The sequence below is a fragment of the Mesotoga sp. Brook.08.105.5.1 genome, from assembly GCF_002752635.1.
Classification (GTDB): Bacteria; Thermotogota; Thermotogae; order Petrotogales; family Kosmotogaceae; genus Mesotoga.
This window is the reverse complement of the sequence record NZ_AYTW01000011.1, coordinates 24284-49317: the sequence shown is the minus strand read 5'-3', so window position 1 is coordinate 49317 and position 25034 is coordinate 24284. Positions and strand designations below refer to the sequence as shown.

Annotated in this window: 29 protein-coding genes and 1 pseudogene; 12 read left to right on the top strand and 18 right to left on the bottom strand. The window is 46.3% G+C overall.

Annotated elements, in window-relative coordinates; translation table 11 throughout:
• Positions 1 to 33 precede the first annotated feature (33 nt).
• Positions 34 to 492, bottom strand: a complete 459-nt coding sequence (locus V512_RS05180) for a hypothetical protein (RefSeq protein WP_099829397.1) — start codon at positions 490 to 492, stop codon at positions 34 to 36.
• A 218-nt stretch (positions 493 to 710) separates the two neighbouring features.
• On the opposite strand from V512_RS05180, the gene V512_RS05175 reads away from it, so the two are divergent.
• The 4 genes from V512_RS05175 (at position 711) to V512_RS05160 (ending at position 3831) form a co-directional block, all read left to right on the top strand.
• Positions 711 to 1316, top strand: coding sequence for a deoxynucleoside kinase (locus V512_RS05175; protein WP_099829396.1), 606 nt, complete (start codon positions 711 to 713; stop codon positions 1314 to 1316).
• A 259-nt stretch (positions 1317 to 1575) separates the two neighbouring features.
• Positions 1576 to 2343, top strand: a complete 768-nt coding sequence (locus tag V512_RS05170) for a transporter substrate-binding domain-containing protein (protein ID WP_099829395.1) — start codon at positions 1576 to 1578, stop codon at positions 2341 to 2343.
• Positions 2344 to 2353: 10 nt separating this feature from the next.
• Positions 2354 to 3088 carry an amino acid ABC transporter permease gene (locus V512_RS05165; protein ID WP_099829394.1) on the top strand — a complete coding sequence of 245 codons (735 nt, stop codon included), beginning with the start codon at positions 2354 to 2356 and terminating at the stop codon, positions 3086 to 3088.
• Positions 3085 to 3831, top strand: coding sequence for an amino acid ABC transporter ATP-binding protein (locus V512_RS05160; RefSeq protein ID WP_099829393.1), 747 nt, complete (start codon positions 3085 to 3087; stop codon positions 3829 to 3831). The genes V512_RS05165 and V512_RS05160 overlap by 4 nt, the downstream gene beginning before the upstream one ends.
• A gap of 298 nt (positions 3832 to 4129) precedes the next feature.
• On the opposite strand, the pseudogene V512_RS05155 reads toward V512_RS05160, so the two are convergent.
• Positions 4130 to 4471, bottom strand: a pseudogene (locus tag V512_RS05155) (transposase); the annotation flags it as partial.
• Between the two features lie 403 nt (positions 4472 to 4874).
• On the opposite strand from V512_RS05155, the gene V512_RS05150 reads away from it, so the two are divergent.
• The gene (locus V512_RS05150; protein WP_243392261.1) at positions 4875 to 5858 is read left to right on the top strand and encodes an LD-carboxypeptidase; all 984 of its coding nucleotides are present in this window, start codon (positions 4875 to 4877) and stop codon (positions 5856 to 5858) included.
• A 43-nt stretch (positions 5859 to 5901) separates the two neighbouring features.
• On the opposite strand, the gene V512_RS05145 is transcribed toward V512_RS05150, so the two are convergent.
• The 10 genes from V512_RS05145 to rpsF form a co-directional block, all read right to left on the bottom strand.
• Positions 5902 to 6861 (bottom strand): FAD-dependent oxidoreductase, encoded by a 960-nt coding sequence (locus V512_RS05145; RefSeq protein ID WP_099829392.1) that lies wholly within the window; start codon positions 6859 to 6861, stop codon positions 5902 to 5904.
• An 11-nt stretch (positions 6862 to 6872) separates the two neighbouring features.
• Complete coding sequence (locus V512_RS05140; protein ID WP_099829391.1) at positions 6873 to 7517, bottom strand: thioredoxin family protein; 645 nt, start codon at positions 7515 to 7517, stop codon at positions 6873 to 6875.
• Positions 7518 to 7580: 63 nt separating this feature from the next.
• Positions 7581 to 8132, bottom strand: a complete 552-nt coding sequence (locus V512_RS05135; RefSeq protein WP_099829390.1) for a hypothetical protein — start codon at positions 8130 to 8132, stop codon at positions 7581 to 7583.
• 5 nt (positions 8133 to 8137) lie between these two features.
• Positions 8138 to 9070, bottom strand: a complete 933-nt coding sequence (locus V512_RS05130) for an SPFH domain-containing protein (protein WP_099829389.1) — start codon at positions 9068 to 9070, stop codon at positions 8138 to 8140.
• Between the two features lie 22 nt (positions 9071 to 9092).
• A complete protein-coding gene (locus V512_RS05125) occupies positions 9093 to 9536 on the bottom strand; it encodes an NfeD family protein (RefSeq protein WP_099829388.1) in 444 nt (147 codons plus the stop codon).
• Positions 9537 to 9569: 33 nt separating this feature from the next.
• Positions 9570 to 10421 carry an MBL fold metallo-hydrolase gene (locus tag V512_RS05120; RefSeq protein ID WP_099829387.1) on the bottom strand — a complete coding sequence of 284 codons (852 nt, stop codon included), beginning with the start codon at positions 10419 to 10421 and terminating at the stop codon, positions 9570 to 9572.
• A gap of 1 nt (position 10422) precedes the next feature.
• A complete protein-coding gene (gene rplI, locus V512_RS05115) occupies positions 10423 to 10878 on the bottom strand; it encodes a 50S ribosomal protein L9 (protein WP_099829386.1) in 456 nt (151 codons plus the stop codon).
• Between the two features lie 52 nt (positions 10879 to 10930).
• Positions 10931 to 11164: a 30S ribosomal protein S18 gene (gene rpsR, locus V512_RS05110; protein ID WP_099829385.1), complete on the bottom strand. Its 234-nt coding sequence runs from the start codon at positions 11162 to 11164 to the stop codon at positions 10931 to 10933.
• Between the two features lie 15 nt (positions 11165 to 11179).
• Positions 11180 to 11641: a single-stranded DNA-binding protein gene (ssb, locus tag V512_RS05105; RefSeq protein WP_099829384.1), complete on the bottom strand. Its 462-nt coding sequence runs from the start codon at positions 11639 to 11641 to the stop codon at positions 11180 to 11182.
• Between the two features lie 3 nt (positions 11642 to 11644).
• Positions 11645 to 12118 (bottom strand): 30S ribosomal protein S6, encoded by a 474-nt coding sequence (gene rpsF, locus V512_RS05100; RefSeq protein ID WP_099829383.1) that lies wholly within the window; start codon positions 12116 to 12118, stop codon positions 11645 to 11647.
• Positions 12119 to 12360: 242 nt separating this feature from the next.
• Here rpsF and V512_RS05095 point away from each other — a divergent pair, with 242 nt between their 5' ends.
• Positions 12361 to 12834 carry a flavodoxin domain-containing protein gene (locus tag V512_RS05095; protein ID WP_099829382.1) on the top strand — a complete coding sequence of 158 codons (474 nt, stop codon included), beginning with the start codon at positions 12361 to 12363 and terminating at the stop codon, positions 12832 to 12834.
• Between the two features lie 63 nt (positions 12835 to 12897).
• Positions 12898 to 13296 carry an FMN-binding protein gene (locus tag V512_RS05090; protein WP_099829381.1) on the top strand — a complete coding sequence of 133 codons (399 nt, stop codon included), beginning with the start codon at positions 12898 to 12900 and terminating at the stop codon, positions 13294 to 13296.
• Between the two features lie 25 nt (positions 13297 to 13321).
• Here V512_RS05090 and V512_RS05085 read toward each other — a convergent pair whose 3' ends face one another.
• The 5 genes from V512_RS05085 to V512_RS05070 all read right to left on the bottom strand — a co-directional run bounded on the left by V512_RS05085 (position 13322) and on the right by V512_RS05070 (position 17886).
• Positions 13322 to 14152: an ABC transporter permease subunit gene (locus V512_RS05085; protein WP_099829380.1), complete on the bottom strand. Its 831-nt coding sequence runs from the start codon at positions 14150 to 14152 to the stop codon at positions 13322 to 13324.
• Between the two features lie 16 nt (positions 14153 to 14168).
• Positions 14169 to 15050 (bottom strand): sugar ABC transporter permease, encoded by an 882-nt coding sequence (locus V512_RS05080; RefSeq protein ID WP_099829379.1) that lies wholly within the window; start codon positions 15048 to 15050, stop codon positions 14169 to 14171.
• Between the two features lie 65 nt (positions 15051 to 15115).
• Positions 15116 to 15982, bottom strand: a complete 867-nt coding sequence (locus V512_RS05075) for an extracellular solute-binding protein (protein ID WP_279300412.1) — start codon at positions 15980 to 15982, stop codon at positions 15116 to 15118.
• Positions 15933 to 16475 (bottom strand): extracellular solute-binding protein, encoded by a 543-nt coding sequence (locus V512_RS15280; RefSeq protein ID WP_279300411.1) that lies wholly within the window; start codon positions 16473 to 16475, stop codon positions 15933 to 15935. Before V512_RS15280 ends, V512_RS05075 begins: the two co-directional genes overlap by 50 nt.
• A gap of 280 nt (positions 16476 to 16755) precedes the next feature.
• Positions 16756 to 17886 carry an MFS transporter gene (locus V512_RS05070; protein WP_099829378.1) on the bottom strand — a complete coding sequence of 377 codons (1131 nt, stop codon included), beginning with the start codon at positions 17884 to 17886 and terminating at the stop codon, positions 16756 to 16758.
• 72 nt (positions 17887 to 17958) lie between these two features.
• Between V512_RS05070 and V512_RS05065 the strand changes: the two genes are divergently transcribed.
• Positions 17959 to 18903: a glycerophosphodiester phosphodiesterase family protein gene (locus tag V512_RS05065; RefSeq protein WP_099829377.1), complete on the top strand. Its 945-nt coding sequence runs from the start codon at positions 17959 to 17961 to the stop codon at positions 18901 to 18903.
• A gap of 108 nt (positions 18904 to 19011) precedes the next feature.
• Here the strand turns inward: V512_RS05065 and V512_RS05060 are convergent, their stop codons facing one another.
• Positions 19012 to 19935, bottom strand: a complete 924-nt coding sequence (locus V512_RS05060; protein ID WP_099829376.1) for an ABC transporter ATP-binding protein — start codon at positions 19933 to 19935, stop codon at positions 19012 to 19014.
• A 215-nt stretch (positions 19936 to 20150) separates the two neighbouring features.
• Here V512_RS05060 and V512_RS05055 point away from each other — a divergent pair, with 215 nt between their 5' ends.
• The 4 genes from V512_RS05055 to V512_RS05040 are packed head-to-tail and all read left to right on the top strand — an operon-like array spanning position 20151 to position 25024.
• Positions 20151 to 21350 (top strand): YgeY family selenium metabolism-linked hydrolase, encoded by a 1200-nt coding sequence (locus tag V512_RS05055; RefSeq protein ID WP_181456424.1) that lies wholly within the window; start codon positions 20151 to 20153, stop codon positions 21348 to 21350.
• A gap of 16 nt (positions 21351 to 21366) precedes the next feature.
• A complete protein-coding gene (locus V512_RS05050) occupies positions 21367 to 22356 on the top strand; it encodes an ornithine carbamoyltransferase (RefSeq protein WP_099829374.1) in 990 nt (329 codons plus the stop codon).
• Positions 22353 to 23735 carry an amidohydrolase family protein gene (locus V512_RS05045; RefSeq protein ID WP_099829373.1) on the top strand — a complete coding sequence of 461 codons (1383 nt, stop codon included), beginning with the start codon at positions 22353 to 22355 and terminating at the stop codon, positions 23733 to 23735. The genes V512_RS05050 and V512_RS05045 overlap by 4 nt, the downstream gene beginning before the upstream one ends.
• Positions 23726 to 25024, top strand: a complete 1299-nt coding sequence (locus V512_RS05040; RefSeq protein ID WP_099829372.1) for an amidohydrolase family protein — start codon at positions 23726 to 23728, stop codon at positions 25022 to 25024. The genes V512_RS05045 and V512_RS05040 overlap by 10 nt, the downstream gene beginning before the upstream one ends.
• Positions 25025 to 25034 lie beyond the last annotated feature (10 nt).

Below are 25034 nucleotides of genomic sequence, written 5' to 3'. Positions count from 1 at the left end.
CCCCTTTCGGGGTCAATTATACATATCTGTCAATCAAAAAACTACCGCGACATTCAGTCTCACCGAACTCAAGACAGACGATAGAATCGCTGAAGGTGACTCGAAGAAAAAGCCCAGAACGGTTAATGGTGAAGCAGAAACACCTGCTCCGACCAGAAGTGTCTGGTTGTTCTGAAGCACCAGTGCGTAATCAAAGCCGACTCCAACGTATGGGAAGATAACAACATTCGTTCCAAATTCATAGTAGAGATTAATCTTCTGAAGCTCGAGTGGACTAAAATAGGTCTTCCATGTCCAGCCCAAGCCCAGGTTAGGACCCGTCCATCCCGTTATGTTTCCAAAAACGTCTAGCTTTGCCTCTCCATAGACGGGAAAGTGCAGACCCGCTACCAGTGGCTTACCATGAGCCTTATCGGGCCAAACGATTAGTGGTTCGGAAAAAACGGCGATAGCCAGACCAAGAACAACAGCTAATAACAACAGTTTCTTCACTTCTATCCCTCCTTTGCAACGCGCGAACTCGACCTAAGTACATACCAATTATACAACATTACCCGACCGTTATCAGCATTAGGACCACTGTATAGAAATATAATAGCTCTGAGGACTAAAGCAAAAGAAAGGTCTAATGGATCTCAATTTGTAGCCGATCAAGTGTATTGATGATAGAATTTCTTAGACATATTCATTCATCGCGGAGGAGTGTTGTCTTGGGCAAGATTATTGTTTTGGCCGGGAATGTTGGCGCGGGTAAGTCTACTATAGCGAGCGCTATTGCAGAAGGTCTTGGATTCAGTATTCACTACGAATCCGTTTCCGACAATCCCTTCCTCGAGGATTTCTATTACGATCAAAAGAGATGGTCATATCATCTCCAAACATACTTTCTATTTCACAGGTACTGTTCTCTGAAACAGGCTGAAGAGAAAGACAACACCGTCTTCGATCGTTCGATATATGAAGACAGAGAGATTTTTGCTCGCAACCTTTTTGAGACCGGGAAGATGTCTCAAAGGGAATTCGCAGCTTATGTGACAATGTTCGATTCAATGATAAAGTACTTGAAGAAGCCTGACTTGCTGGTCTATATCGATGCGGACGTCGATACGATTCTTGCCAGGATAAGGCGGAGAGGAAGACAGATGGAGACTGCAGTTCCAATAGCTTACTGGGAGCAGCTCGACAGGTTGTACTCGCAATGGATTGAAGAATACGACCTTTCTCCGGTCTACAAGATAGATGCCAGATCTGTTGATATCGTCATTAATCCAGAGAAGACAGAGAGAATCATAGGCGAAATAAAGAGAATCCTGTAGAGGCGCTGTTCATTCCTTAACAGATTTGCAGAAATCGTAACTTGACATTCTGTACAAGATGTTGATACTATCAATTATCAAAACACTACGAAGGTGATCTGTGTGAGAGTTAGTTCGAATTCATTCTTTATGACAAACAAGCTTCATCATCACAGACTGTGGCGCCCGGTTGAGGGAGGCGGCACCTTCTAGTCGTGCTCTCTTAAGGAAATCAACAGACCGGGCTTATGGCCCGGTCTTTTTTTATTGGAGGTGTGGAATGAAGAAGTTCCTGGTACTTGCGGTTTTGATCTGTATGACAATGGCATTTGGAAGTCTGATCGACGACGTTAGGCAAAGAGGTGTTCTGAGAGTTGGGCAGGACGCAGGTTATATGCCCCTTTATGGAACCAATCCCGATGGCGAACGAATCGGTTTGGAAGTGGAGATCCTCGAGAGGATGGCCGAAATCCTTGGCGTGAAACTGGAATTCGTAGTTGTGAACTGGGATGGAATAATCCCTGCTCTGATGTCAAACAAATTCGACATAATCTGGTCTGCAATGACTATAACTCCGGAAAGGGCTCTGAGAGTGAACTTCTCTGATCCCTATCTGACAGTGGGTCAGATAATTCTCTACAACACAAACAGGTACACGGTTCCACCCACCGAGGAAGACCTGGACAATCCCGATGTCAAGATCGCTGTACAACTTGGTTCGACGGGCGCAGAAGCAGCAACCAGACTCCTCTCCAATGCCCAGATCTTCATGTTTGAGACGATCGACGAAGCTGCCTTCCAGGTCGCTTCCGGAAGGGCCGACGCAATGATCTTTGACTCCATTTATGCAAGATTTATGGCAAAGAAATACGATCAGCTCGATGTGACGGAAGAACTACTGACAAGAGAGGACTTTGGCGTAGCAATTGCAAACGGAGACTTTGAAACACTTCAGTGGTTGAACACCTTTATTCAGTGGGTAAAGACAACTGGAACACTGGAAGAGCTTGAAAACTACTGGTTCGTGGAATACCAGCCGGAGTTCTAAGGAAAGAATTATGACAAGAGCGATGTCGAAAATCATTCTGGGAGTAATAGTCGCAGGAATGCTCTGGTTCTCCTATTCATCAGTCTCAGCTGTGTATCCTTTTAACTGGAGATCGCTTGCCAGGTATTACAAACTCTTCATCGAAGGGATCGTCACTACTCTCCAGCTAAGCGTCATCGCTCTTGCTCTTGCAGTAATCGTGGGAATTGTGGTAGCACTTGCACGAGATTCAAAAGTCAATCTGCTGCGTGACGCGGGGACTCTCTATGTTTGGTTCTTTAGAAACATGCCGTTACTGGTGGTCATTCTTCTAGTCTACTACGGCTTCGGTTCTGCAGTTAACATCGATAGATTCTGGGCGGGAGTTGTCTCTCTTTCTTTATTTGAGGGAGCATACGTAGGCGAGATCTTTAGAGCGGGGATAGCCGCAGTTCCTTCTGGAGAGAAGGAAGCCGGAGAGGCCATGGGACTCTACAGAAGTCAGATAATGTTCTCTATAGTCTTTCCACAAGCCTTTAGAATCTCAATTCCCCCTCTAATCGGACAACTCGTAACGCTCATCAAGGACAGCTCGTTGGTGTCGGTCATAGCCCTTGGCGATCTCACGATGCGCGCCAGACAGGTGGGAACACAGACTTTGGCAGTGTTTGAAGCGTATATCTTACTTGCCGCCTGTTACCTGTTTATGACATCGCTGATCTCTCTGGTAGGAAGGATACTTGAAAGGAGGCTTGCCATTCCATGACAGAAAGAAACGTAATTTTGAAGCTCTCGAACCTCTCAAAATCATTCGATGGGCTGTCTGTCTTGAAAAACGTCTCGTTCGACGTCAAAGAAGGCGATGTGATAGCTGTCCTGGGTTCTTCTGGTGCGGGAAAGACGACCCTACTCCGATGCATTAACAACCTAATAACCCCCGATGAAGGCGAGGTCTTCTTTAAGGGGAGACAGGTAGAGAGAACGAGACAATCAATTAGATCTTTCAGATCAAAGGTTGGATTCGTATTTCAGAGGTTCAATCTGATTAGTCATTTGAGGATTGTCGATAACGTTGCTCTGCCTCTCGTGAAGGTCAACGGTATGAAGTGGGCAGATGCAAGAAAGGCCGCCGAAATTCAACTCAGGCAGGTGAATCTTGGCGAAAAACTTACAAGTTACCCTTCTCAGCTTTCCGGTGGACAGCAACAGCGAGTGGGGATAGCCAGAGCGCTCGTCATGAATCCCGACATTGTTCTCCTAGATGAACCCACATCGGCCCTAGACCCGTCTCTTGTAGGCGAAGTAATGAGAGTAATCAGAAGGCTCTCCTCAGAAGGGAGGACGATGATAATCGTCACCCATGAGACCGAATTTGCAAAGCATATAGCAAATCGCGTAATCTTTTTGAAGGACGGCGAGATAACTGCCGATTCTTGTCCGAAAGAATTCTTCGAGTCGAAATCAGACGATGTAACCGAGTTCTTGACAGACCTTTCGGCAATTGTATAGCACTTTCCTGCAATGAGGGTTTCTTCCGTGATCTCTCGCAAAAAAAGACGTAAGAGGCCAGAGGGAAGAGGTTGGAAGAGCGGGAAGAGGAGAGAGGAAGAGGAGGAAGAGAGAGAGAAAGAGAGGGCGAGAGGACGCGAAAAACAGTACAGACGTCAGGAGCCCTTCAGGAGAACATGCCACTGCATGACCATCTGAGTTGCTCCATGTCTTCACCGATACCTTAATGAATCTGAAAACCTCTTCAGGTTCTGTCTCTTCTTTTGTGTAAACCCCTTTTTTGTAATGGGTTTAAGAATCAGCTTATGTACTTAGCTAATCTTTCATACTTTATCACAAGTTGAGTTAGGATCTTTGACCATTCAAGGGTTCTTACTGTCCATTTCTTTGTTATATTTATTATTGCTAGATAAGCCATCTTTAAGAGAGAAGTATCCGTAGGAAAGACTCCTTTGTTCTTCGTTACCTTCCTCAGTTGTCTATTAACTGATTCAATGGGATTAGTTGTATAAACCAATCTTCTCAGTTCCTCTGGATATTGAAAGAAGGTTGAGAGAGATTCCCAGTTTTCCTTCCAGCTTTTTATTGACAAGTGGTATTTGTCACCCCACTTCTCTTCTAATGCAAGCAATGCATTCCATCCTCGTCTTTTCGTGAGCGAAGCGAACATCTCGACAATGCTCTTTCTCGATGCGCATTCTTAGGCGAAGATCTTCCCCGCGAAGCGGGCATTGCGACCTGGCATGATCCTCGCCAGCCTTGCGTCCCGGCATGATCTTCGCCGGCATTGCGACCTGGGCCGTTCTTGCCCAGCCTTGCGTCGGATGTTTCATTCCAGCATCACTTCCCCGGATGTTCCTCCGGGCATCACTTCCGCCGATGCTTTTCGGCGCATCACTTCCTGCCGAAGGCAGCAATGCGTCTCCGGATGCTCTTCCGGGCATTGCGACAACGCACTTTCTCGTCTTATCTCGATCTCATTCGTCAACGGCATGTTTTTTTTTCGGGAGTTGCCTCTTGCATGTTGATTTTGGAGCTCATGAATGGCAAACTATAGTAGACACATCAAGCTGGAGGATTTCATGAGAAGGGTATGGTTGACAATCATGGTATGTACTGGTATTCTTTTGACTTCGCCTGTATTGATTTCGAGAGAGATCAAAACGATTTTCGTCACCGCTCCTGCAAGCTTTCCCGAAAGAGCAAAGCTTGAGAGCGGCGTTAACGCTTTGAGAAGTGTTGGATACCGTGTTGTAGTTGGAAGAAGCTGCCAGGTATCGCTTTCGTCTAGAGAAAAGGCTAATGAGCTGAACGAAGCCTTCGCAAATCCAGAATATGATGCGATTATCACTGCCAGAGGAGGTTATGGCTCGTATAACCTTCTGGACTGGCTCGATTGGGGCTTGATCGCTTCAAACCCGAAGCCCCTGGTTGGCTACAGCGATATCACCGCACTGCTTCTTTCGATCTATTTCAAGACAGGTCTAACGACGTTCCACGGACCTATGGTTGCGGTCGAGCTTGGATCGGACACCCAGTCAGTCCAAAACATCGCAGCGATATTCAACGGAGAGAGGACTATTCGTTTCAATTACCAGTCCATTCCAGTAATTGAAGGCAAGATGGCCGGAAGGCTTATACCGGCAAATCTTTCTTTGTTTCAGACCCTTCAGGGGACTGAATATCTGGGCTCGCTGAAGGACGCTATCCTGGTGCTTGAGGATGTAAGCGAGACAAAAGAATCACTTGAGAGAATGATTTGGAATATTGCACATCTAGATGACTTTTCGTCACTCAGAGGTGTTGTTTTTGCGGGATTCACGGAGATCAAGAACGGCGATCTAGACGACATAAAGAGGGTGATACACGACTATTTTCTGGACAAAGAGATTCCTGTCTGGATCGGTTTGCCAAGTTACCACGGGGACTTCCCAAAGGTTGTACTTCCCGTAGGTCAGTGGGTGGAAATAGACATGGAGAAGGGGACAATCGAGATTCTTCCAGTTCCCGAGGCAAGAATAAAATAGAAAAAGAGCGTCCTGCGCTCTTTTTCTATACTATGGAGTCTAGTCAATCGTAGAAATAGTTTCTTGCCGCGTGGTAAATCGCTATTGATCCATCGGCCGCTGCCGTAACTATCTGTCTAACCTCTTTTTCTCTTACATCACCAATTGCGTAGACGGCCTTCTTGTTTGTCTCCATGAAATCGTTTGTCTTGACATAACCGAACTCGTTGAGCTCCACCTTTCCTTTCAAGAACTGAGAGTTCGGAATTAGCCCAATGAAAACAAATACTCCATCCACCTCAAGCGGAGTTATTTCGCCAGTGTCGACACTCCTGATGTTCAACCTTCTCAGCTGAGAATCGCCTTCAACTGAATCTACTACTGAACTGAAAACATACTCAACCTTACCTGTGTCGTTCAGCTTTTTCTGCAGAAGTTTGTCGGCAGTTAGCTTCGGGAGATTCTGAATCACTGTTATCTTGCTAACCATTTTGCTCAGATAAAGCGATTCATCGAGAGCACTGTTCCCTCCGCCAATTACAGCGATGTGTTTATCGGAAAAGAAGTGTCCGTCACAAGTTGCGCAATAGCTTATTCCTCTTCCCTTGAATTCTTCTTCGCCTTTCACGCCGAGCTTTCTCGGATTCGATCCTGTGGCGAGTATAATGACCTTCGACATTATCTTCTTTCCATTGTCAAGGACAACCGCTTTCTCCTCTTCATCAATTTCTAGATCGACAACCTCACTATATGTGAAAGGCACGTCAAAAGCTCTCGCGTGTTCAGCCATCTTCTCACTCAGTTCCATTCCGCTGATACTGGTGAAACCCGTCCAGTTCTCAACTGCCCGGGTATTGTTCATCTGCCCGCCATCCAGCGCCTTCTCGATGATCAAAGGACTCAGTCCTGCCTGAACGGCATAAATTCCCGCAGTGATTCCGCTAGGACCTCCTCCAATAATAACTACATCATAAGAGTCTCTCAAAACGGATTTCTTTGCGCTGCCAAGTTCGAAGAATGACATTCTGCTCCTCCTTATACGGCCTTCAATACCTGATCTACGTACTGACCTTCCGGATAAGCTCCAACGAAAGTCACCTTGTCGTTAATCACAATCTGTGGTACAGAAGAGACACCGTACTTCTTTGACAGTTCCGTGAACTCATTCGCTTCAACCATGTATGCAGTAATATTCTTGTTTGCCATAGCAATATTGTGAGCCGTGATAACGGCCCTGGGACAGTACGGGCAAGTAGTGGTCACAAAGACCTTTATGTCTACAGGCGAACTTATCGCTTCAATCTTCTTGATCGAGTCCTCAGAAAGCTCTGGAAGTGCTCCCTTAGAAAAAGAGACAATGTCCTGCAAAAGCGTGCCGAACTCATGACCGGCCGGTATGCCGAGGAACCTTACTCCCTTGTCATCTCCGTCCGGATTGAGCAGAACTATACTAGGAGCTAGATCAATGCGATACTTATCGGCCATTTCCGATTCAAGATTATGAACTTCGAAGGTTATCTTTCCTTCAATTTCCGAGAGTTCTTTCAACATCTGTTCGGCAGTGGAACAGTAATCGCAGTTCTTGTCACTCTTGAAGAGAAGTGCCTTTACAGGACCTTCCATGCTGCCAAAGACCTCTTTAACCTGTTTTATTGTATTGTCCGGAAATAACTTTGCCATAACTATACCTCCTTGGAATTCCGTATTATGCATACCCTATAGGGGTATGATATCATCTGTATGTTACTCTTCCTTTGACAGCTTGTTTACAGAACTGTCGCCAAACCATCTGCTTACGCCAACGGTCAGGCAGATGACTGTGAATAGAAGCATTATCTGCAGCCATTCGTCGGGATAGAAATACTTTAGGTGGTCAGATAAGAACCTTATGACAGTTGCGATCGCAGAAAAGGTAAGGATGCAGTCGGCCAACTTCCATTTTCCCTGTACGATGAGGTATTTCTTGAAGAACTCCTGACGCGTATACCCCATGGAAAGAAACAACATACGAAATGTGTCATCGTATCTCGACATGTGTCTGCCTAACGATCCATATACATAGAGATAGGCGATCAGGAAGAGGACTAGATTGTGAAGTCTGTAATTATCCGTGAATAGCATAGTACTTAGAAAGATGAATCCATTTGCAAAGGCAATGTTCATAAACAGAAGAAAGAAAGTCGGTTTTCTTATTTGACGCTGAAAGGCAAAAACTGAGGCCACCGAAAGGACGGTGGCCAACACAGTAATAATTAAGAAACTCAGAAAAATGTGAACAATATCACTGACTAACAATCAGATCACTTCTTGCTTACCTTCTCATTGCCGTCTGAACTGTCTTTCCCTTCTCTGAAGATCTCCGCCATTGCACCTATCGAGCTAAGCATTGCACTGCTCTCATAAGGCAAGAAGACCTTGTTTGCCTTACCATCTGCAATCTGCTTAAGGGACTCCAGGTATCTGATAGCAATAACGTCTTTCGTCGGATCACCCTCATGAATGGCCTTGAAGACGTTAACTATAGCGTTAGCCTGACCCTCGGCCTCTGCTATCAGCTTGAACTTGTTGGCTTCTGCGACTCTCTTTATTGATTCGCTCTGACCTTCGGCCTGAAGTATCGCGGACATCTTATCGCCTTCGGCTTTCGTTATCTCCGACTGCTTATAACCTTCGGCCTCCAGAATGACGGCTCTCTTGGTTCTCTCAGCCTTCATCTGCTTGGACATGGCATCCATTATGTCCTGAGGTGGATCGATCTTCTTGATCTCAACTCTAGTGACCTTGACTCCCCACTTGTCCGTGGCTTCGTCAAGTACCTCTCTCAGAGTAACGTTTATTCGCTCTCTTGAGGTAAGTGTCTGGTCCAGCTCCATCTCACCGATAACGTTCCTTAGGTTTGTCTGAGCCAGCTTTATGGCTGCGATCTCGAAATTAGCGACGTTGTATACGACCCTGAATGCATCGGTTATCTGGAAGTATATGATAGCGTCAACGGTGACGACAACGTTATCCTTTGTTATGACCTCTTGAGGTGGCACGTCGATAACTGTCTCTCTGAGATCGACCTTTACCATCCTTTCAATAAACGGAATTATGAACTGAAGACCCGGTTCTGCATCTCTTCTGTACTTTCCGAGTCTCTCTACCAGTCCCTTCTCGAACGGACGGATAATCTTTATTCCTGAAGCTGCAATGATGAATATTACTGCTGCAAGTATCAACCAAAAAACCATTTCTGATCCCCCTTTCTATCATTCACTGAGTGTTATCGTTTACTCTCTCGACATAGACCAGAGTACCTTCCAGTCTCACCACTTTCACCACGGTATCCACCGGTATTACTTCACCGTTAATCGAGTTGGCTCTCCAGTCTTCTCCTTCTATCCTGACCCTGCCTTTTTCCAGCACCGGGTTAATCTCGACCATCACACGTCCCAAAGAGCCCACCATTCCGTCTATGTACATCTTCCTCGGCGAATCACCTTTTGAAAGCCTTCTGGCAATCGGTCTTGTTAGAAGCACCAACAAAGAGCTGCTTACTGCAAAGACAAGTACCTGCCAGCCGAAACCGAAAGAAAACATTGATGCCAGACCTGCGAGAAAGGAACCAATAGAAAACCACAGAAAGAAGAACGTAGGAGTAATTATCTCTGCCACGAGTAAGACAACGCCGAAAATCATCCAGCCTATGTAGCCCATTCTTTACCTCCTCCCGGAGTACTCAGAACAACCTTACAGTTCAAAAACATGTTCCGGGTGAACAAGAAACACCTCAAGTTCGGAACCGTCAAGTTCCTTCTTAATTATATTATGCCATTTTTTCATCTTGGATGTGTACCGTCCCGATATATGATACAATATCAATCTCTTTATACCCTTGCTATTTCTCACACTGTCGATTACTTCCTCAATGCTGGAATGATTCTGATTCCTTCTATCCTTCCCGACCAGAAAAGTGCACTCATGGAGCAACGTCTCCGAATCGGCAATAACCTCGGGAGGAAGTGCGAATGTGTCTCCACTGATGGTCACGATCTTCTTAAGATAAGTGTCAGTAATCTCTTCTCTACCTTTCTCACTGACTACACCGGCAATCTCCTTTGATGAGAGACCGGCGTATTCCTCTTTTAGCTTCTTTCTCTCTTCATAGATATGGTAACCGTAGCTGATCTCGCCGATTGTATGTTTCACTCTGAAGGGAGTAACATGTCTCCTGAAGCTGCCTGCAGTTCTAAGATACACTTCATCTCCGACGTTTATCGGGTTGACTATCATGTTATATCTTAATCGAGGATTCATTCCAATGATAAAATCGAGGTAAGCTTCGATAGCTCGATTGCCCGAGGGGAAACTAATTCTCAAAGGCTTGTTCCGGTCGCCCATTGCCGTGTTTCGGGTATTTATCAGGCCCCAGAGTCCGGAAATGTGATCGACATGACCGTGGGTAAGGAAGATATCTTTTATCGCATAGACGCTGTTGCCAAGAACAGTGGATATACCCTCTCCCACATCGAAGAGTATCCTTTCGGGTCGATATAGAATCCATGTTGAGTAGAGAGCCTTCGAGAAAATCTGAAACTCCAAATCAGTCTTCCTCCAGCCCTTCCACTTTCAATGCAATCTTTCCTTTAACATTTCCCGGAAGCTTAACATCTATCTTGTATTCACCAGTCTGTTTGATATGTTCCTCTAGCTCTATGTTCTTCTTATCGACCACAAGACCAAGCAAACTCTTGATGTGGCTGGAAATATCTCCGGAGGTGACTGCTCCAAATAGCTTGCCGCTAGATCCGGACTTAGCCTTTATCACGAAGTGGTGTTTCTGGAGCTCGTGCAACAGATCTTCACTGGCCTTCTTTATTCTTTCTTCCTTTTCTTCCTGCTGTTTCTGAATGTGCTTGAGCTTTGCCATCTCTTTCTGATTGGCTTCAACTGCAAACCCCTTTGGAATAAGGAAGTTTCTACCGTAACCATCAGATACGTTCTTCACTTCACCGGCTTTTCCAACGTTGTTTACGTCTTTCAGAAGAATCACCTTCATAAGAAACCTCCTTTTAAAAAAGGGAGGCTATTCGCCTCCCTGACTGACTCTATCACTCTTTTGTGTAAGGAAGCAGCGCCATGAATCTCGCCCTCTGAATCGCTTCCTTCACCATCCTCTGGTGTTTCGCGCAGTTACCTGTAATCCTCTTTGGGATAATCTTGCCCTTTTCGGTAACATAGTCGCGCAACAAAGAAGTGTTCTTATAGTCAATGTACTTTGTCTTTGTACCGCAGAGTCTGCACTTTCTTCTGCTTCTTCCTCTTCGCCTATTATCTTTTACCATAATCTTCCACCTGCCTCAAAATGGGATATCGTCGCTTCCGGAGTCACCCGTGTCGCTTCCAAAGAAAGTAATGTCATCGTTTCCAGTGCTCTCAACCAAATCATTATCCTGAGTCGATCTCTCAAAACCTCCAGAACTCTGTTGAGCCTGTGCCTTTGTCTCCATGAATCGTATGTTGGAGGCGGCAACCTCGGCCATTGACCTCGATTCACCGTCCTGCGTCTTCCACTTGTTAATTCTGAGAGAGCCCTCTACAAGTATAAGTCTGCCTTTCGTTAAATAGTTGCCAACGAACTCCGCTGTTTTTCCAAAGGTCACAATCCTTATGAAGTCGGTACTGTCGTTATTGGATGACGCGACATTTCTGTCAACTGCAAGAGTGAACGTTGCAATTTGAGTGCCACTGGCAGCGAACTTGATCTCCGGATCGCGAGTTAGTCTACCTATCAAGACAACATGATTGTAGCTAATCGACATTTCTTACTCCTCCGTCTGCTTTTCTTCTTCAGTAGTTTCTACTTCAACGGCGACCGCTTCTTCAGTTGCTGTATCTTCAACCGGTGTTTCTTCTGACTCAGCATTCTGAACGCTTTCTTCAACCACCGGCTGTTCTGCCGCTTCGTCTTTTTTCAGCAAAGCTTTTTTCTCCGCCTTTTCAAGATCTTCTCTCCTGAATGTCTGCCATCTGAAAACTTCAGGGGTGATACCAAAGAATCTCTCGAGGATATCAACCGATTCGGGGTCAGCCTTGAACTGAATAACCGTGTAGTCGCCTTCGCTGAAGCCTTTTGTAACCCTGTAAGCTAGTTTCCTGACACCCCATCTGTCGAACTTCTCGATTGTTCCTCCGACTCGTTCAACAATATAGTCTCTAACCTTTTCAGCCATCGCATTCCGATTCTCTTCATCTAGCTTCGGCGAGACTATGAACATAGTTTCGTAGATCCTGCTCATTAACTTCCTCCTCCCTTGGTCTGTGGCCTTGCCTTCTGCGGCAAAGCGGGAATTCAACGCATAGAATTATAACACAATGCCCGAATTCTTCAAGTCCGATCGATGACTTGTACACTAAATACGCTACAGGCAACGGAGATAACTCAAACTATTCATCTGCTAAGGCTTCGCAGTCTCTTATCATGTAAACTGTATTTGTTAAACAATGAAGTACCAATCCTCACCTTTAGGAGGCGTCTCTTATGAAGACCGCGATAATCTACTCGACTTGGAGCGGAACTGTGGAAAAGTGTGCAAGCGAAATCTCAAAGAAACTCTCTGAGGAACCAGAGATAATCAACATCAAGAAAGACCCATCTCCGAAACTCAAAGAATTCGATGCCGTGATCGTTGGGGCATCGATCAGAATCGGCAAGGCAAACAAGGAGATAACGGAATTTGTGAGAAGGAACCTTGAAGACCTTAAGTCGAAGAGGCTTGGAGTATTTCTCTGCATGGGTTCAGGAGAAGAGAACTTTGAAGAGTACCTCTCTCAGAACTTCCCTAAGGAGTTTCTTGACAAATGCAAGACAAAAGGGTTTTTTGGTGGCGAGTTCAATCTAGAAAGACTGGGTTTTCTTTCAAGAATGATGCTGAAGGCAGCTTCGAAAGGTAAGCCTCAGCCCCACATTGTTTCAAGCAACATCGATAAGTTTGTCAAGGACTTTGAGGCTTAGCCAGCTTTGCTATAATACAGCCGAACAATAAGTTACTGAAATTCATCTTCCGGAGCAAAGACGATGAAACTGATGTACCTTACCAGAGTACCCATATCGATAGGGATTGCAGTTGCAGCACTGAACGTAATCGTCATGGCGCTTATCTTTCCGAGGCTTGAAGAGGGACTGAAGGAGCTCGACACACTTGAGTTCGCACCGCTAAATCTATCTCAATTAACCGATGGAGACTATGAAGGAAATTTCGCGGCAGAGATAGTAGGGGTGACAGTAATCGTCATGGTCTCCGGACACGAAATCAAATCGATTGAAATAGTGAGACACAATCACGGCAGAGGAAAATCGGCAGAGGCAATCATCGCCTCCTTAATTGAGAACCAATCTGTCGAGGTCATTGTAATCTCGGGCGCCACTTACAGCAGCAAGGTTATTTTGAAAGCCATAGAGAATGCCACAACATAAACAGATAGAAGACTTATCTGACGGTCTACTTCTCTTCTTTCAGACTGAACCCTTCCATGATAGTTCTCTGGAAAAGCAGCAGCATGATCAACGGAGGAATCATGGCGATTATGGCTCCGGCCATAATGATATTCCATTCGGCCGCTTGAGCTTCACTTGCAAGAAGCATCTTTATTCCTATCTGTACAACACGCATGTTATTGCTGTTGGTAACTATCATAGGCCACAAGTACTCGTTCCACATATATGTGAATTCAATCAGAAACAACGCCCCGACATTAGTCTTTGAAAGCGGGATCAACACATTGAACAGAAATCTCATGGGTCCGGCTCCATCGATCCTAGCAGCGTCGGAAAGCGAAGGTGGAACAGTCATGAATAGCTGTCTGAAAAGCAGAGTTCCAGTCGCGCTGGCAAAAAACGGTATCGTGAGAGCTCTATATGAATTAATCCAGCCAAAAGTTCTCATCAGCTCATAAGTCGGTACAATTCTTATCGGTAGCGGAAGCATGTGGGTAATCAGAATTATCGCAAAGAAGAAATACTTTCCTTTGAAGTTCCCGAAATAGGTGAAAGCAAAGGCAGCGAGCATCGAAAGAAATATCTTTGCAAATGCCACGGTAATCGAAATGAATGCGCTGTTGAAGATCAATCTTCCCATGTTGACGGTCTTCCAGGCCGTCGAATAGTTATCGAATGCGTGAATGCTTGGGATGAACTTAGGAGGGAATGAGTAGGCTTCCTTCTCGTTGAATGTGCTCATAGTGAAGGCATAGTAAATCGGAAACATTATTGCTATGAGCGCGATTGTCAGAAAAAGATAGCTCAGAAAGATCGATGATTTTCTCTGCTTCATCTAGTTCACCCCACGATCATCCATAGAAGACCTTTTGCTCGGCAAATCTGAACTGAAGAACAGTCAAGATGGCTACAAAAACGAAAAGCACTATTGATTGAGCGGATGCAAAGCCCGTATCAAGGTTTATGAATCCGTCTCTGTAAAGTTTGTATACAAGGACTTGCGTGGCATCTCCCGGCCCGCCCTTTGTCATTATGTCGATCAGTCCGAAGACCTGAAAGAAGGCGTACAGCATGTTCATTATCAGCAGGAAGAAAGTGGTCGGCGACAACAGCGGAATTGTGATCTTAAAGAATCTCCGAACGCTAGATGCGCCATCTATAGCAGAAGCCTCAATCAATTCTTGAGGAATCGTTTGGAGTCCTGACAAGAAGAAAATTATATTATAACCAAGCATTTTCCACGAAGCTGCAATGATTACTGCAACGAGGGCAACTTTCCCATCCATCATCCAGTTAACATTAGCTCCAAAGATCGCCTTCAGCAAGAATGTAATCGGGCCGCTCGAAGGGCTGAACATCAGTGCCCAAATCGTACCTGCTATTGCCGGTGAAATCGCATAAGTCCAGATGAAAAGAGTTCGATATACTTGCAGCCCCTTCAGCTTCTGATTCAGAAGTACCGAAAGCAGCATTCCCAAAGTCAGACCGATCACTACGACGAAAACCGCAAAGATTAGCGTTATAACAAGGCTGTTGATGTAATCTGAAGATTTGAATAGCTTGGTGAAGTTGTACCATCCCACGAATATCAGTTTGTCGCCAAAAGGAGAGACCCTGAAAAAACTCAGGTACAGCGACTGAATAGTAGGAACAACCAAAAAGATGATGACCACGACCAATGAAGGCAGAAGTAGCAAGTATGGTAAGAGCTTGTTTGGAAAACGACTATGCATGCCTCATCACCGTCCGGAAAATACTAAAGATCCCCTGACATTTCTGTCAGGGGATCCAAAAAAAACTACTTGCCGTAGATCAATGTGTATTCTTCAAGTATCGTGTTCGACTTTTTTGCCGCATCGTCGAGAATTCTCTTCGCTTCTGCTTCGAAATTCGTTCCGGTGTACTGTATAGCCTTTTCAATAGCCCCATCAACGACATCTCTGATGGCGACGAAATTGCCGAGTCTCACTCCCTGAGCCTCGGGAATTCTCGTTCCCGAAAGTATCTGAAGGAAGGCGGTAAGGTGATTTGGATTTTCGGCAAACCAACCTTCGTCCATGAGTTTCTTGACTGCACTATTGGTGGTTGGGAAGTAACCCGTCGACTTATGCCACTCGGCAGTAACTTCAGTCTTCATAAGGTACTGGAAGAATTTCCAGATCGCCTCATATTCTTCGTCTGTATGACCCTTCATTACCCATAGCGTTGCACCGCCAATGACGGAATTTCCCTTCGGATAACCTGGTATAACCGGCAGGAAGGTTGTTCCCATCTCGAAATCGGCTTTCGACTCAATTGAGCTGACAGAAGATGTAGACTGAATCAACATTGCAACCTGCTTGGTAAGGAATGCCTGGTTTGCGTCATACTCTCTGCCGCCGTAAAGGAAAACTTTCGCCTGAGCCCATTTTATCCACTCCGCCAGGACCTTGACACCGAAGTCTCCGTTGAAGAAAACCTCCGTCGCTTTGGCGGCTCTGCCGTTCTCATTGTTTGCATAAAACTGGCCATGTACCGAGTGCATCTGCTCGAAGACCCATGCAGGCCAACCAAAAGAGATTCCTCCCTGTGCCGCCCCTGATTCGACTATCTTCTTTCCCATCTCGTATAGTTCATCAAAGGTCGACGGCGGTTTGTTCGGATCGAGGCCAGCGGCTCTGAAAATGTCTTTGTTGTAGTATAGGATGGCACTTGACGAGTTGAAAGAGGCCGATGGGCGAGGGTGCTTGCGAAGAGATTAAGTATAGGATGGCACTTGACGAGTTGAAAGGCATTGAATAGAGCTGGTCGCCCACTGTGTAATAATCGAGAATAGGGCCGATCACGTCTCCCCAATCAAAATCAGGACCGGAAAGCTCAAAGACCGGTTTGATAGCATTGCTGTCAAGCATAGTTTGAAGTCCAACCTCGTAAACCTGTACAACATGAGGCGCATCTCCTGCTCGATACGAAGCGATCGCCTTGGTTAGGGTCTCTGCGTATGAACCGGTGAACTGCGCAACCACCTCAATATCGGGGTTTTCTGCGTTGAATCCCTCTACAATTGCATCAACTGCACCCAATCTGCTGCCACTCATAGCGTGCCAGAAGTTGATTGTAGTCTTTCCGAAAGCAAAGATTGACAAGCTCAGAAGAACCAGTACAAGAAGCTTTTTCATAAGATCCCTCCCTTTTCGAAAATTGAAAACGGCAGAATACCGAAGTAATTATAACACCAAGAGTTCCCCCGAAAGAAGCTCCCTGAGAAGCCAACAGAGTTGGATATCACACGTAAGACCCCGCATATCGCTTCGTTCTCGTTATTTGAAAAGAAAGAACCGCTCACAAACCCTTCCGAAAAACGGATCCACAATTTATCCCGGAGGTCCTTTCAGACTGACATCAAGCAATGAAACATTATTTCGAGAGATACATCTCAGTTCTTGGATCCGGTGGGTTTCATCTGGAATTCGATCGCGATCTTAGAATCGCGAAGTAAACGCCCGTCATTAAGATTGCAGATAGAAGCCCGACAAATCCGAAGAGTCTGAATGCAAAGAAGACTGAGAATTTATCGATAATTATTCCTCCTCCGATTGACCCCACGATGAAAGTCAATCCCGACCTCACAATCCAGAAGACACTCTGAGCAGCAATCATCCGCCTACCCGAAAGACCGTAATGGATGAAGTGAAAAAGGGAGTAATACATTAGAATATACGTCAACCCGTGTAAAGACTCCACCAAATAGAGCGCATATACGTTTGTCGCAAAGGAGACAAGAATCATCCTGACTCCAATTACTGCCATGCCGAATAGCAGGATTTTCATACTGCCGATTTTCTCGATTATCCTGTCGGCAACCAACAAGAAAGGAATCTCTGAAAGAGCGGTAATTGCAAAGACAACCCCCACGACCGACGGATCCATACCGTTCTGTCTTGTGAAGACCGCAATGAAAGAATTATGGAAGGAGTTCAAAGTAATTCCGAAAAACATTCCGACAGTCATCAAAGAAAACTGAAGAAGAGAACCTGCACTGGCAGGGTTTTCCGGGGCTTCAGTTCTCGATTCACCGGGTCTTCTCTTGAGGAACATCGGTGAGAAGGCCAGAACAATGGAGGTGGCTGCAAATAACCAGAAGAAACTGATCCCGACGAGACTGCTTAACAAGAGAGAAGTAACTGCAAACCCAATCGTGCCAAAAAGCCTCACACGATCGAAACGACCTCCAGTAGTCTTAAGAATCGTCATAATAATTGAATCACCCAGCGGAACAACTGCCGAAAAAAAGAGAGAGAAGAGGATCATGAAGAGTAAGGATGTCAAGAAATCGCTGGTGGCAAAAATGGGCCAGATACATACGGCTGAAGAAAGAGATACGATATAATAGATTTTGTTCTGACCAAGTCTAGAGCTGATTTTAAACCACAGGGGGCTGGAAACTAGCGAGGCAACAGGCAGTACCGCCATCAGTATTCCGATTTCGGTTGGTGAATAACCGGAGATGTCGAAATATTGACTAAGCAGATTCTTAGTCGCCAGGCTCGCATATATTAGAGCTTCAAAGAATAGTATATTAAGATTCAACGCAATCTCACCCCACGCAACTAGTGGAAATTATACAACTTGCAATTCAAAAAGATTGAATGGAGTGTGACTATGAGACTTATCTTGAAATCAATGACCATTATCGTCATTCTTCTTATTTCAACGGCACTTTCCGCGACCGTAGAGTTCGATGTACAGGGACACCGCGGCTGCAGAGGTCTCATGCCCGAGAATACTATTGCCGCCTTCACACACGCTCTGAAACTGGGCGTTGACACTATTGAACTTGACACTGTAATCACCAGTGACGGCGTTGTCGTCATTAACCATGAGCCGTATCTGAATCCACAGCGAACGAGAAAGGACGGGGAATTCATAAAGGACCGGTTATTGATAAAAGACCTTACTTTCAAAGAGCTTAGAAAGTACGACATAGGAAGAACTGTCAATCCTGAAGATTGGCCCGAACAACTTCAAATGGATGGACAGGCTATACCCTCTCTCGAAGAGGTTCTTGACCTGGTCCGGCAACACAACGAGAAGTCTGCAAAGGAAGTGAGAGTTAACATAGAGATCAAGCACTTTCCTGAGAGACCTCAGGATACCGTCGATCTTAGAGAACACGTTAGAAAAGTTCTTGAAGTTGTTTCCAGATTCGGCTTCGAAGAACTGTCAACGATACAGTCTTTCAACTGGGAAGCTATCAAGATTTCTAGGGAGTTGGAACCATCCGTTGAAACGGTCGCCCTAATTTCAAGCACAAATCTCGATAAAACTATATGGACTGCCGGTCTGAGATTGAGGAACTTCGGATTCGACATAGGGAAGATGCTTGCCAGTATCGGCTGCAGTGTCATCTCTCCTAACTACACACTCATGACCGAGGGATGGATAGAGAGCGCTCACAGATCCGGACTGAAGATCATCCCCTGGACCGTAAACGAGGTCCCGGAGATGGAGAGACTGATAGACCTTGGAGTAGATGGAATCATTACGGATTATCCCGACAGACTAATAGAACTTCTCTCGAGCAGACAGAAAAGCCTTTCTCATTAGAGAAAGGCCTCTCATAAGAACGTTTTACACATCACCAAGTAGATTATACCGCAACCAGAAGGTTTTTCGTCGCAATTTCAGCCAATATAGATGGTAAAACACACTTGATTATAGACTGAAAGACCTGGTGATGCTTATGAAAACCGAATCAAGGTCTTTGCACTCCAGTGGAAGCAGTACTGTGACATTCTCCCCTCTGAGCTTTCCACTGCAGAGTATGCGTCTCGAATCAAAAGGACCGCAGTGTTCTGGCGAGAATTCCTCCCCTTTTTCGTCCAGTTGAACATCCTGGGGTCTGAAGGACGCATCACCCACCCTGTTGACTCCCATCGAAGAAAAGAGCTCCATCACAAAATGCGAAGCCGGATCTTCGTATATCTCTGTTGGCGGGCCATGCTGAACTATTGCTTCATCATACATGACGTACACTCTATCCGCAACTGCCATCGCATCTTCGGGATCGTTCAATACTATGAGCACTGACTCTCCAAGAGCAATCAGCAGCCTCTTGATCATCAGTCTCAGCTCGGTTCTGATCTTCTTGTCGAGTCTCTCGAACGGTTCATCAAGCATGATGATGTTGAATTTCTTTACCGTCTCTCTTGCGAACGCCGTCAACTTCTTCATACCGGCCGGCAACTCTTTCGGCCAACGGTCAAGATAGCCAGAAAGGCCATCGAGTTCATCGGCTCTTCTACTTACCTTTTCATTTGCCTCCTTGTCCTTCATTACTGTGAGAGGAAAGGCAATGTTGTCATGGGTATCCATGTGGGGAAACAAGGCATTGTCCTGAAAGACAAAAGCAAGGCCCCTGAGATGGGGCTCAAGGAAAGTAACGTCCTGCCCGTTGATCTCGACAGTACCCGAGAGCGTTTCGTGTAGCCCCGCAATAGATCTTAACAGGAGAGTCTTTCCACAGCCTGATGGTCCAATCAAACCTACGATTTCGCCCTTTTCAATTGATAGATCGACAGGCCCGAGGTCGAACTTCCCGATCCTGCTTGTCAGATTCTTCACATCGAGAGTCTTCATACAATCACCCCCAAGATAAATTATAGCTTCAGAGCAAGACAAAGCCCTTCATCCTGAGACTCCCTCATGCTGAATACTTGCACTGACTTGATCGCCTTCCGTTGAGAACCGGAACGAGTCGAGCTATACTATTACCAAAGCCTCTGTCGGTTCTCTTGTTACTTTTTTTTGCAATGTATAAGAAGTTATAATAGAGAAAATACTCGTGTATAGGAGTGACAAACGTGTCAAGACATCTACTTACCAAGGCTGAATCATACCGTGAGGAACTTGCCGCTTTTCTAAGCGATCTCGTAAGCATCAAGAGCTTTTCTGCCGGTGAAAGGGAGGTTGTCCAGAGAATTCGCGAAGAGATGGACAAGGTGGGCTTCGACGAAGTCATAGTCGATGGTCTGGGAAACATCATGGGTAGAATCGGATCGGGCAAGAAAGTTATTGCCATGGACGCACATATCGATACCGTAGAAGTGGGAAATGAAAAGCTCTGGAAGGTAGATCCTTTCGGAGGAGTTGTTAGAGATGGCATAATCTACGGGAGAGGTGCTTCCGATCAAAAAGCTGGAATGGCTGCAATGGTCTACGGGGCAAAGATAATGAAAGAAGAGGGACTGCTGGGAGATTTCACTCTCTACGTTACAGGAACTGTGATGGAAGAGGATTGCGATGGCCTCTGCTGGAGGTACATAGTTCAGGAAGACGGCATTAGGCCTGACTTCGTGGTCATTACCGAACCGACGAATCTAAATATCTACAGGGGGCACAGGGGAAGAATGGAGCTTCAAATAAAAACCTCGGGGCTTTCCTGTCACGCGAGCGCACCCGAACGGGGAGTCAATGCTATCTACAAGATGGGCCGTATCATACAGGAGATAGAGAGGCTCAATGAGAGGATAAAAGATGACGCTTTCCTAGGGAAGGGGACGATAGCCGTTACTCAGATATTCTTCAAATCTCCCTCCCAAAACGCAGTAGCCGACGAATGCACCATCCAGCTAGACAGAAGGTTGACGGCGGGAGAGACAAAAGAGACGGTAGTAAAAGAACTGGAAGAGGCCATTCAAATGGCCGGGGAGCAGGCGGAGATTGTAGAACTCTTCTACGAAAGACCTTCATATACCGGAACTGTGTATCCCGTCGAGAAGTACTTCCCAACGTGGGTAATGGAAGAGGACAGCGAAATAGTGCAGAAGACCGTAAACACTTTTAGAGAAGTTTTCGGTGAGGAGCCTTTCGTTGACAAGTGGACATTCTCGACAAATGGAATAGCAACAGCAGGTGTCTTTTCGATACCGACGATCGGATTCGGGCCCGCTAACGAGATCTACGCGCACAGTCCCGATGATCAGTGCCCCATCGACCATCTGGTAAAGGCTGCGGCTATGTACGCTCTTCTTCCTTTAAGGCTTTCACAATAGATTAGGAGGTAATAGGATGAGTAGCATTTTGAGAGGCAGAGACTTCATCACCACACAGGACTTTGACAGAACGGAGATTGATCTGATGCTCGATCTGTCTTCCGATCTGAAACGGAGATTTGCAACGAGCGAACCGACCCCTTTGCTTCCTTATCAAACGGTGTTCTTGATGTTCTTCGATCAATCAACTAGAACACGCAACTCGATGGAAGCGGGAATAACACAGCTGGGCGGACACGCTCACTATCTGGACCCTTCGACGATGCAGACTGCGCACGGAGAGGTTCCTAGAGATACCGCGATGATTCTTTCGAGATACGGCCACGCAATCGCTGTAAGGCACTGCAAGTTCAAGGCGGGAAATCCTTATCTGAGATCTCTTGCCGAACACGCGGATGTCCCAATTCTGAATCTGCAGGATGATGTCTATCATCCTATGCAGGTTATGGCCGATATGATGACGATTAGAGAGAGATTTGGAACGAATCTCAACGGCCTGAAGGTCGCGATAACATGGGCTTATGCCGAAAGCCATCTCAAGCCTCTTTCCGTTCCACAGTCCCAGATTCTTCTCTTCACGAGATACGGTATGGACGTGAAGTTAGCGTATCCGAAGGGCTTCGATTTGATGCCCGACATAGTTGATCAGGCAAAGCAAAACGCCGAGAACAGCGGGGCCAAGTTCGATATACTTCACGACATGGATGAGGCATTCAAAGATGCAGATATTGTGATTCCGAAGTCATGGGGTGGCTTCTACGTCTCAGAAGATCCTCAGGAGATCATGGAAGAAGTGAGAAAGAATAAAGACTGGATTTGCACACCCGAGAGAATGAAGCTTGCAAATAGGAGAGCGGTCTACATGCATGCTCTTCCCGCGGATAGGGGCAGAGAGGTCGTCGACGAGGTAATAGACGGTCCTCAGTCAATCGTTATAGACGAGGCGGAGAACAGACTTCACACAGCTAAGGCTGTAATGGCGCTTACTATGGGCGGAAGACCGTGACTTTTGACCTTGCCCTGGAAAACGGTACGATTTGCGCAGGAGACAGTGTCTTTCCTGCCAATCTCTATGTTTCGGGCGAGGAAATCGCGGCGATATCTGCAACCCGGAGCAGTTTCCCGTCACGCGAGATCCTTGACTGCTCCGGATTGTTTCTCTTGCCGGGATTCATCGATCCTCACGTACACCTTTCGTTGAATCTGGGAAGATATACGTCCGTTGACGACTTCGATTCGGGATCTGCTCTTGCAATCAGCGGGGGAGTAACCACGCTGATTGATTTTCTCGATCCCGTTTCCAGTCTTTTAGACTTTGAGAAAGCAAAGAAGAGTCGAATGCAGACGGCAGCAGACAGCAGGATAGATTACGCTTTCCACGTAACGCTTGCAGGAAGTCCTGGATTTTCCGCCGAAGAGATAGCCAGAGCTGCAATAGCCGAGAAGATGCCTTCTATAAAAATCTTCACGACATATAGTTCTTCCGATCGCAGAACAAGCGACGGAATGATCCTCAACCTGCTTTCGCTCTCAAGAAAGCTTGGGTTCGTTCTGCTGGCCCATGCGGAAAACGATGAAATAATAACTGAGACCGTTTCCGGTTTCGTAAGTCCTACTTTCAAAGATCTCTCGGATTTGAGACCGACTATTAGCGAGATGACCGAAGTAGTCAAGCTTGCCTTGATGTCTATGGACAAACAGGGCCAGCTGTACATCGTACATCTTTCCAGCGGCGAAACCGCAAAGACTCTCGGCTCGATCAATGTCAACTGGAAAGACTCTACAAGACTTGAAACCTGTCCTCAGTACCTACTGCTGGACAATAGCCCGCTACTCGGCGAGCAAGGTTATCTTAATACTTACTGCCCCCCTCCAAGGAGCGCACAGGAGAGACTGCTTCTTGTCTCTTCGTTGAGAGAGGGGGAGATCTCATCGATGGGCACGGATCACTGTCCATTCCTTAGGCAAGAGAAACTCGAGAATCGAGATGACTATTTGTCGATGCCGAACGGCTCTGGATCGCTAGGCCTATCCTTTTCCACCGCAAACACTTTGCTTGAAGGCGACCTCACAAGAGTCTCTTCTCTGCTTTCAACAAACGCGGCCAAGACGTTCGGATTGTTTCCAAAGAGAGGGCTGCTGGCTCCCGGATCTATCGCAGATATCGCCGTTGTCGATAAGGATGCAGAGATTACCGTCTCAAGATCGCCTTTCACAAGATCCGACCACTCTCTTTTCGATGGCATGAAGCTAAAGGGAAGGGTGGAAGCGGTAGTTCAAAGAGGCAGAGTCGCCTACAAAGACGGTGAAGTTCTGCTTCCCAGGGCTTCGGGACGCTTCATCGAACGCGAATCAATTCGTTGGGAGGATGCTTCATGCAAATAAATGGAGTTTCTATTTTCACAAATGATGGAGAATTCATAGAAAAGGGATACGTGAGGGTAGAGAACGGGGAGATTGTGAAGGTCTCTTCAGGCGAAAGCAGCTATGATGGCGAGAATCTGCACTTAGACGGAAAGCTCTTGATGCCTTCGCTGGTAAATGCCCATACGCATATTTACTCAACTTTCTCTCGCGGATTGGGGGTCTCTCCCTTCAATCCATCCTCGTTCACAAAACTGCTGGAAGAGTTGTGGTGGAGACTGGATAAAGCCCTTACTCTTGAAGATCTTGAGATCTCGGCTTATGTGGCTTCAATCGAGTCGCTTAAGGCAGGCGTTACATCTCTCTTCGACCACAACTCTTCGCCAAACGCGATAGATGGTTCTCTGGAGAGAATCGCCGCTTCCGTCAACGATGTCGGTTTGAGGTACTGTGGAGCTTATGAGGTCTCGGACAGAGACGGATTGGAAAAACGTGACAGGGGAATAAGAGAGAATCTCGAGTTCAGCAGGGAGTCGACGCAGTACAAGAAAGGGGTTTTCGGTTTCCACGCTTCCCTCACTCTCTCAAAAGAGACACTGTCGCTGGCTTCAAAAGAGATAGCTGGTAAGCTTCCCATACACGTTCATGTTGCAGAGGGCCCCGAGGACCAGGAGCACACGATTGGCGTATATGACCAGAGAGTACTGGAGCGCTTCCATAGAGCCGGGCTCATGACAGAGAACTCAATCTACGCCCACTGCATTCACACTACACCATCTGAAAGGGGCCTGATAAAGAACACAAAGGGCTACATCGTGGTAAATTGCCAGTCGAATATCAACAATGGTGTTGGATTTCCTGAATGGAAACGCTTTAGAGAAGAAGGAGCTGCAGTGCTGGTAGGAAACGATGGTTACGGATTCAATCTCAGCAACGATGTAAGGTTCATGATTCTCGGTCCTCACTACATCCAGCGCGATCCGAAAGCCAGCTATTCAGGAGATCTAAGCCCTTCTCTCTTTGGAGCAAACTACGAACTTGCAACCAGAACGTTTGGAGCAAACATTGGAACGATTCGCGAGGGAAGCTCCGCAGATCTGATCGTACTCAACTACCGAAGTCCGACCGAAATCACGGCAGAGAATTTCGTGGATCATTTCTTCTTTGGAATCTGCGACAACATTTCGGTAAGCGATGTGTTCGTCGGTGGCGAGAGGGTCCTAGCGCAAGGAGTACCGACAAAAGTCGACGAAGAGATTATTTATAGAGAGGCAAGAAGGTTGTACAAAGCATTTGAGAAGAGATTCTAGGAGGTGCTTT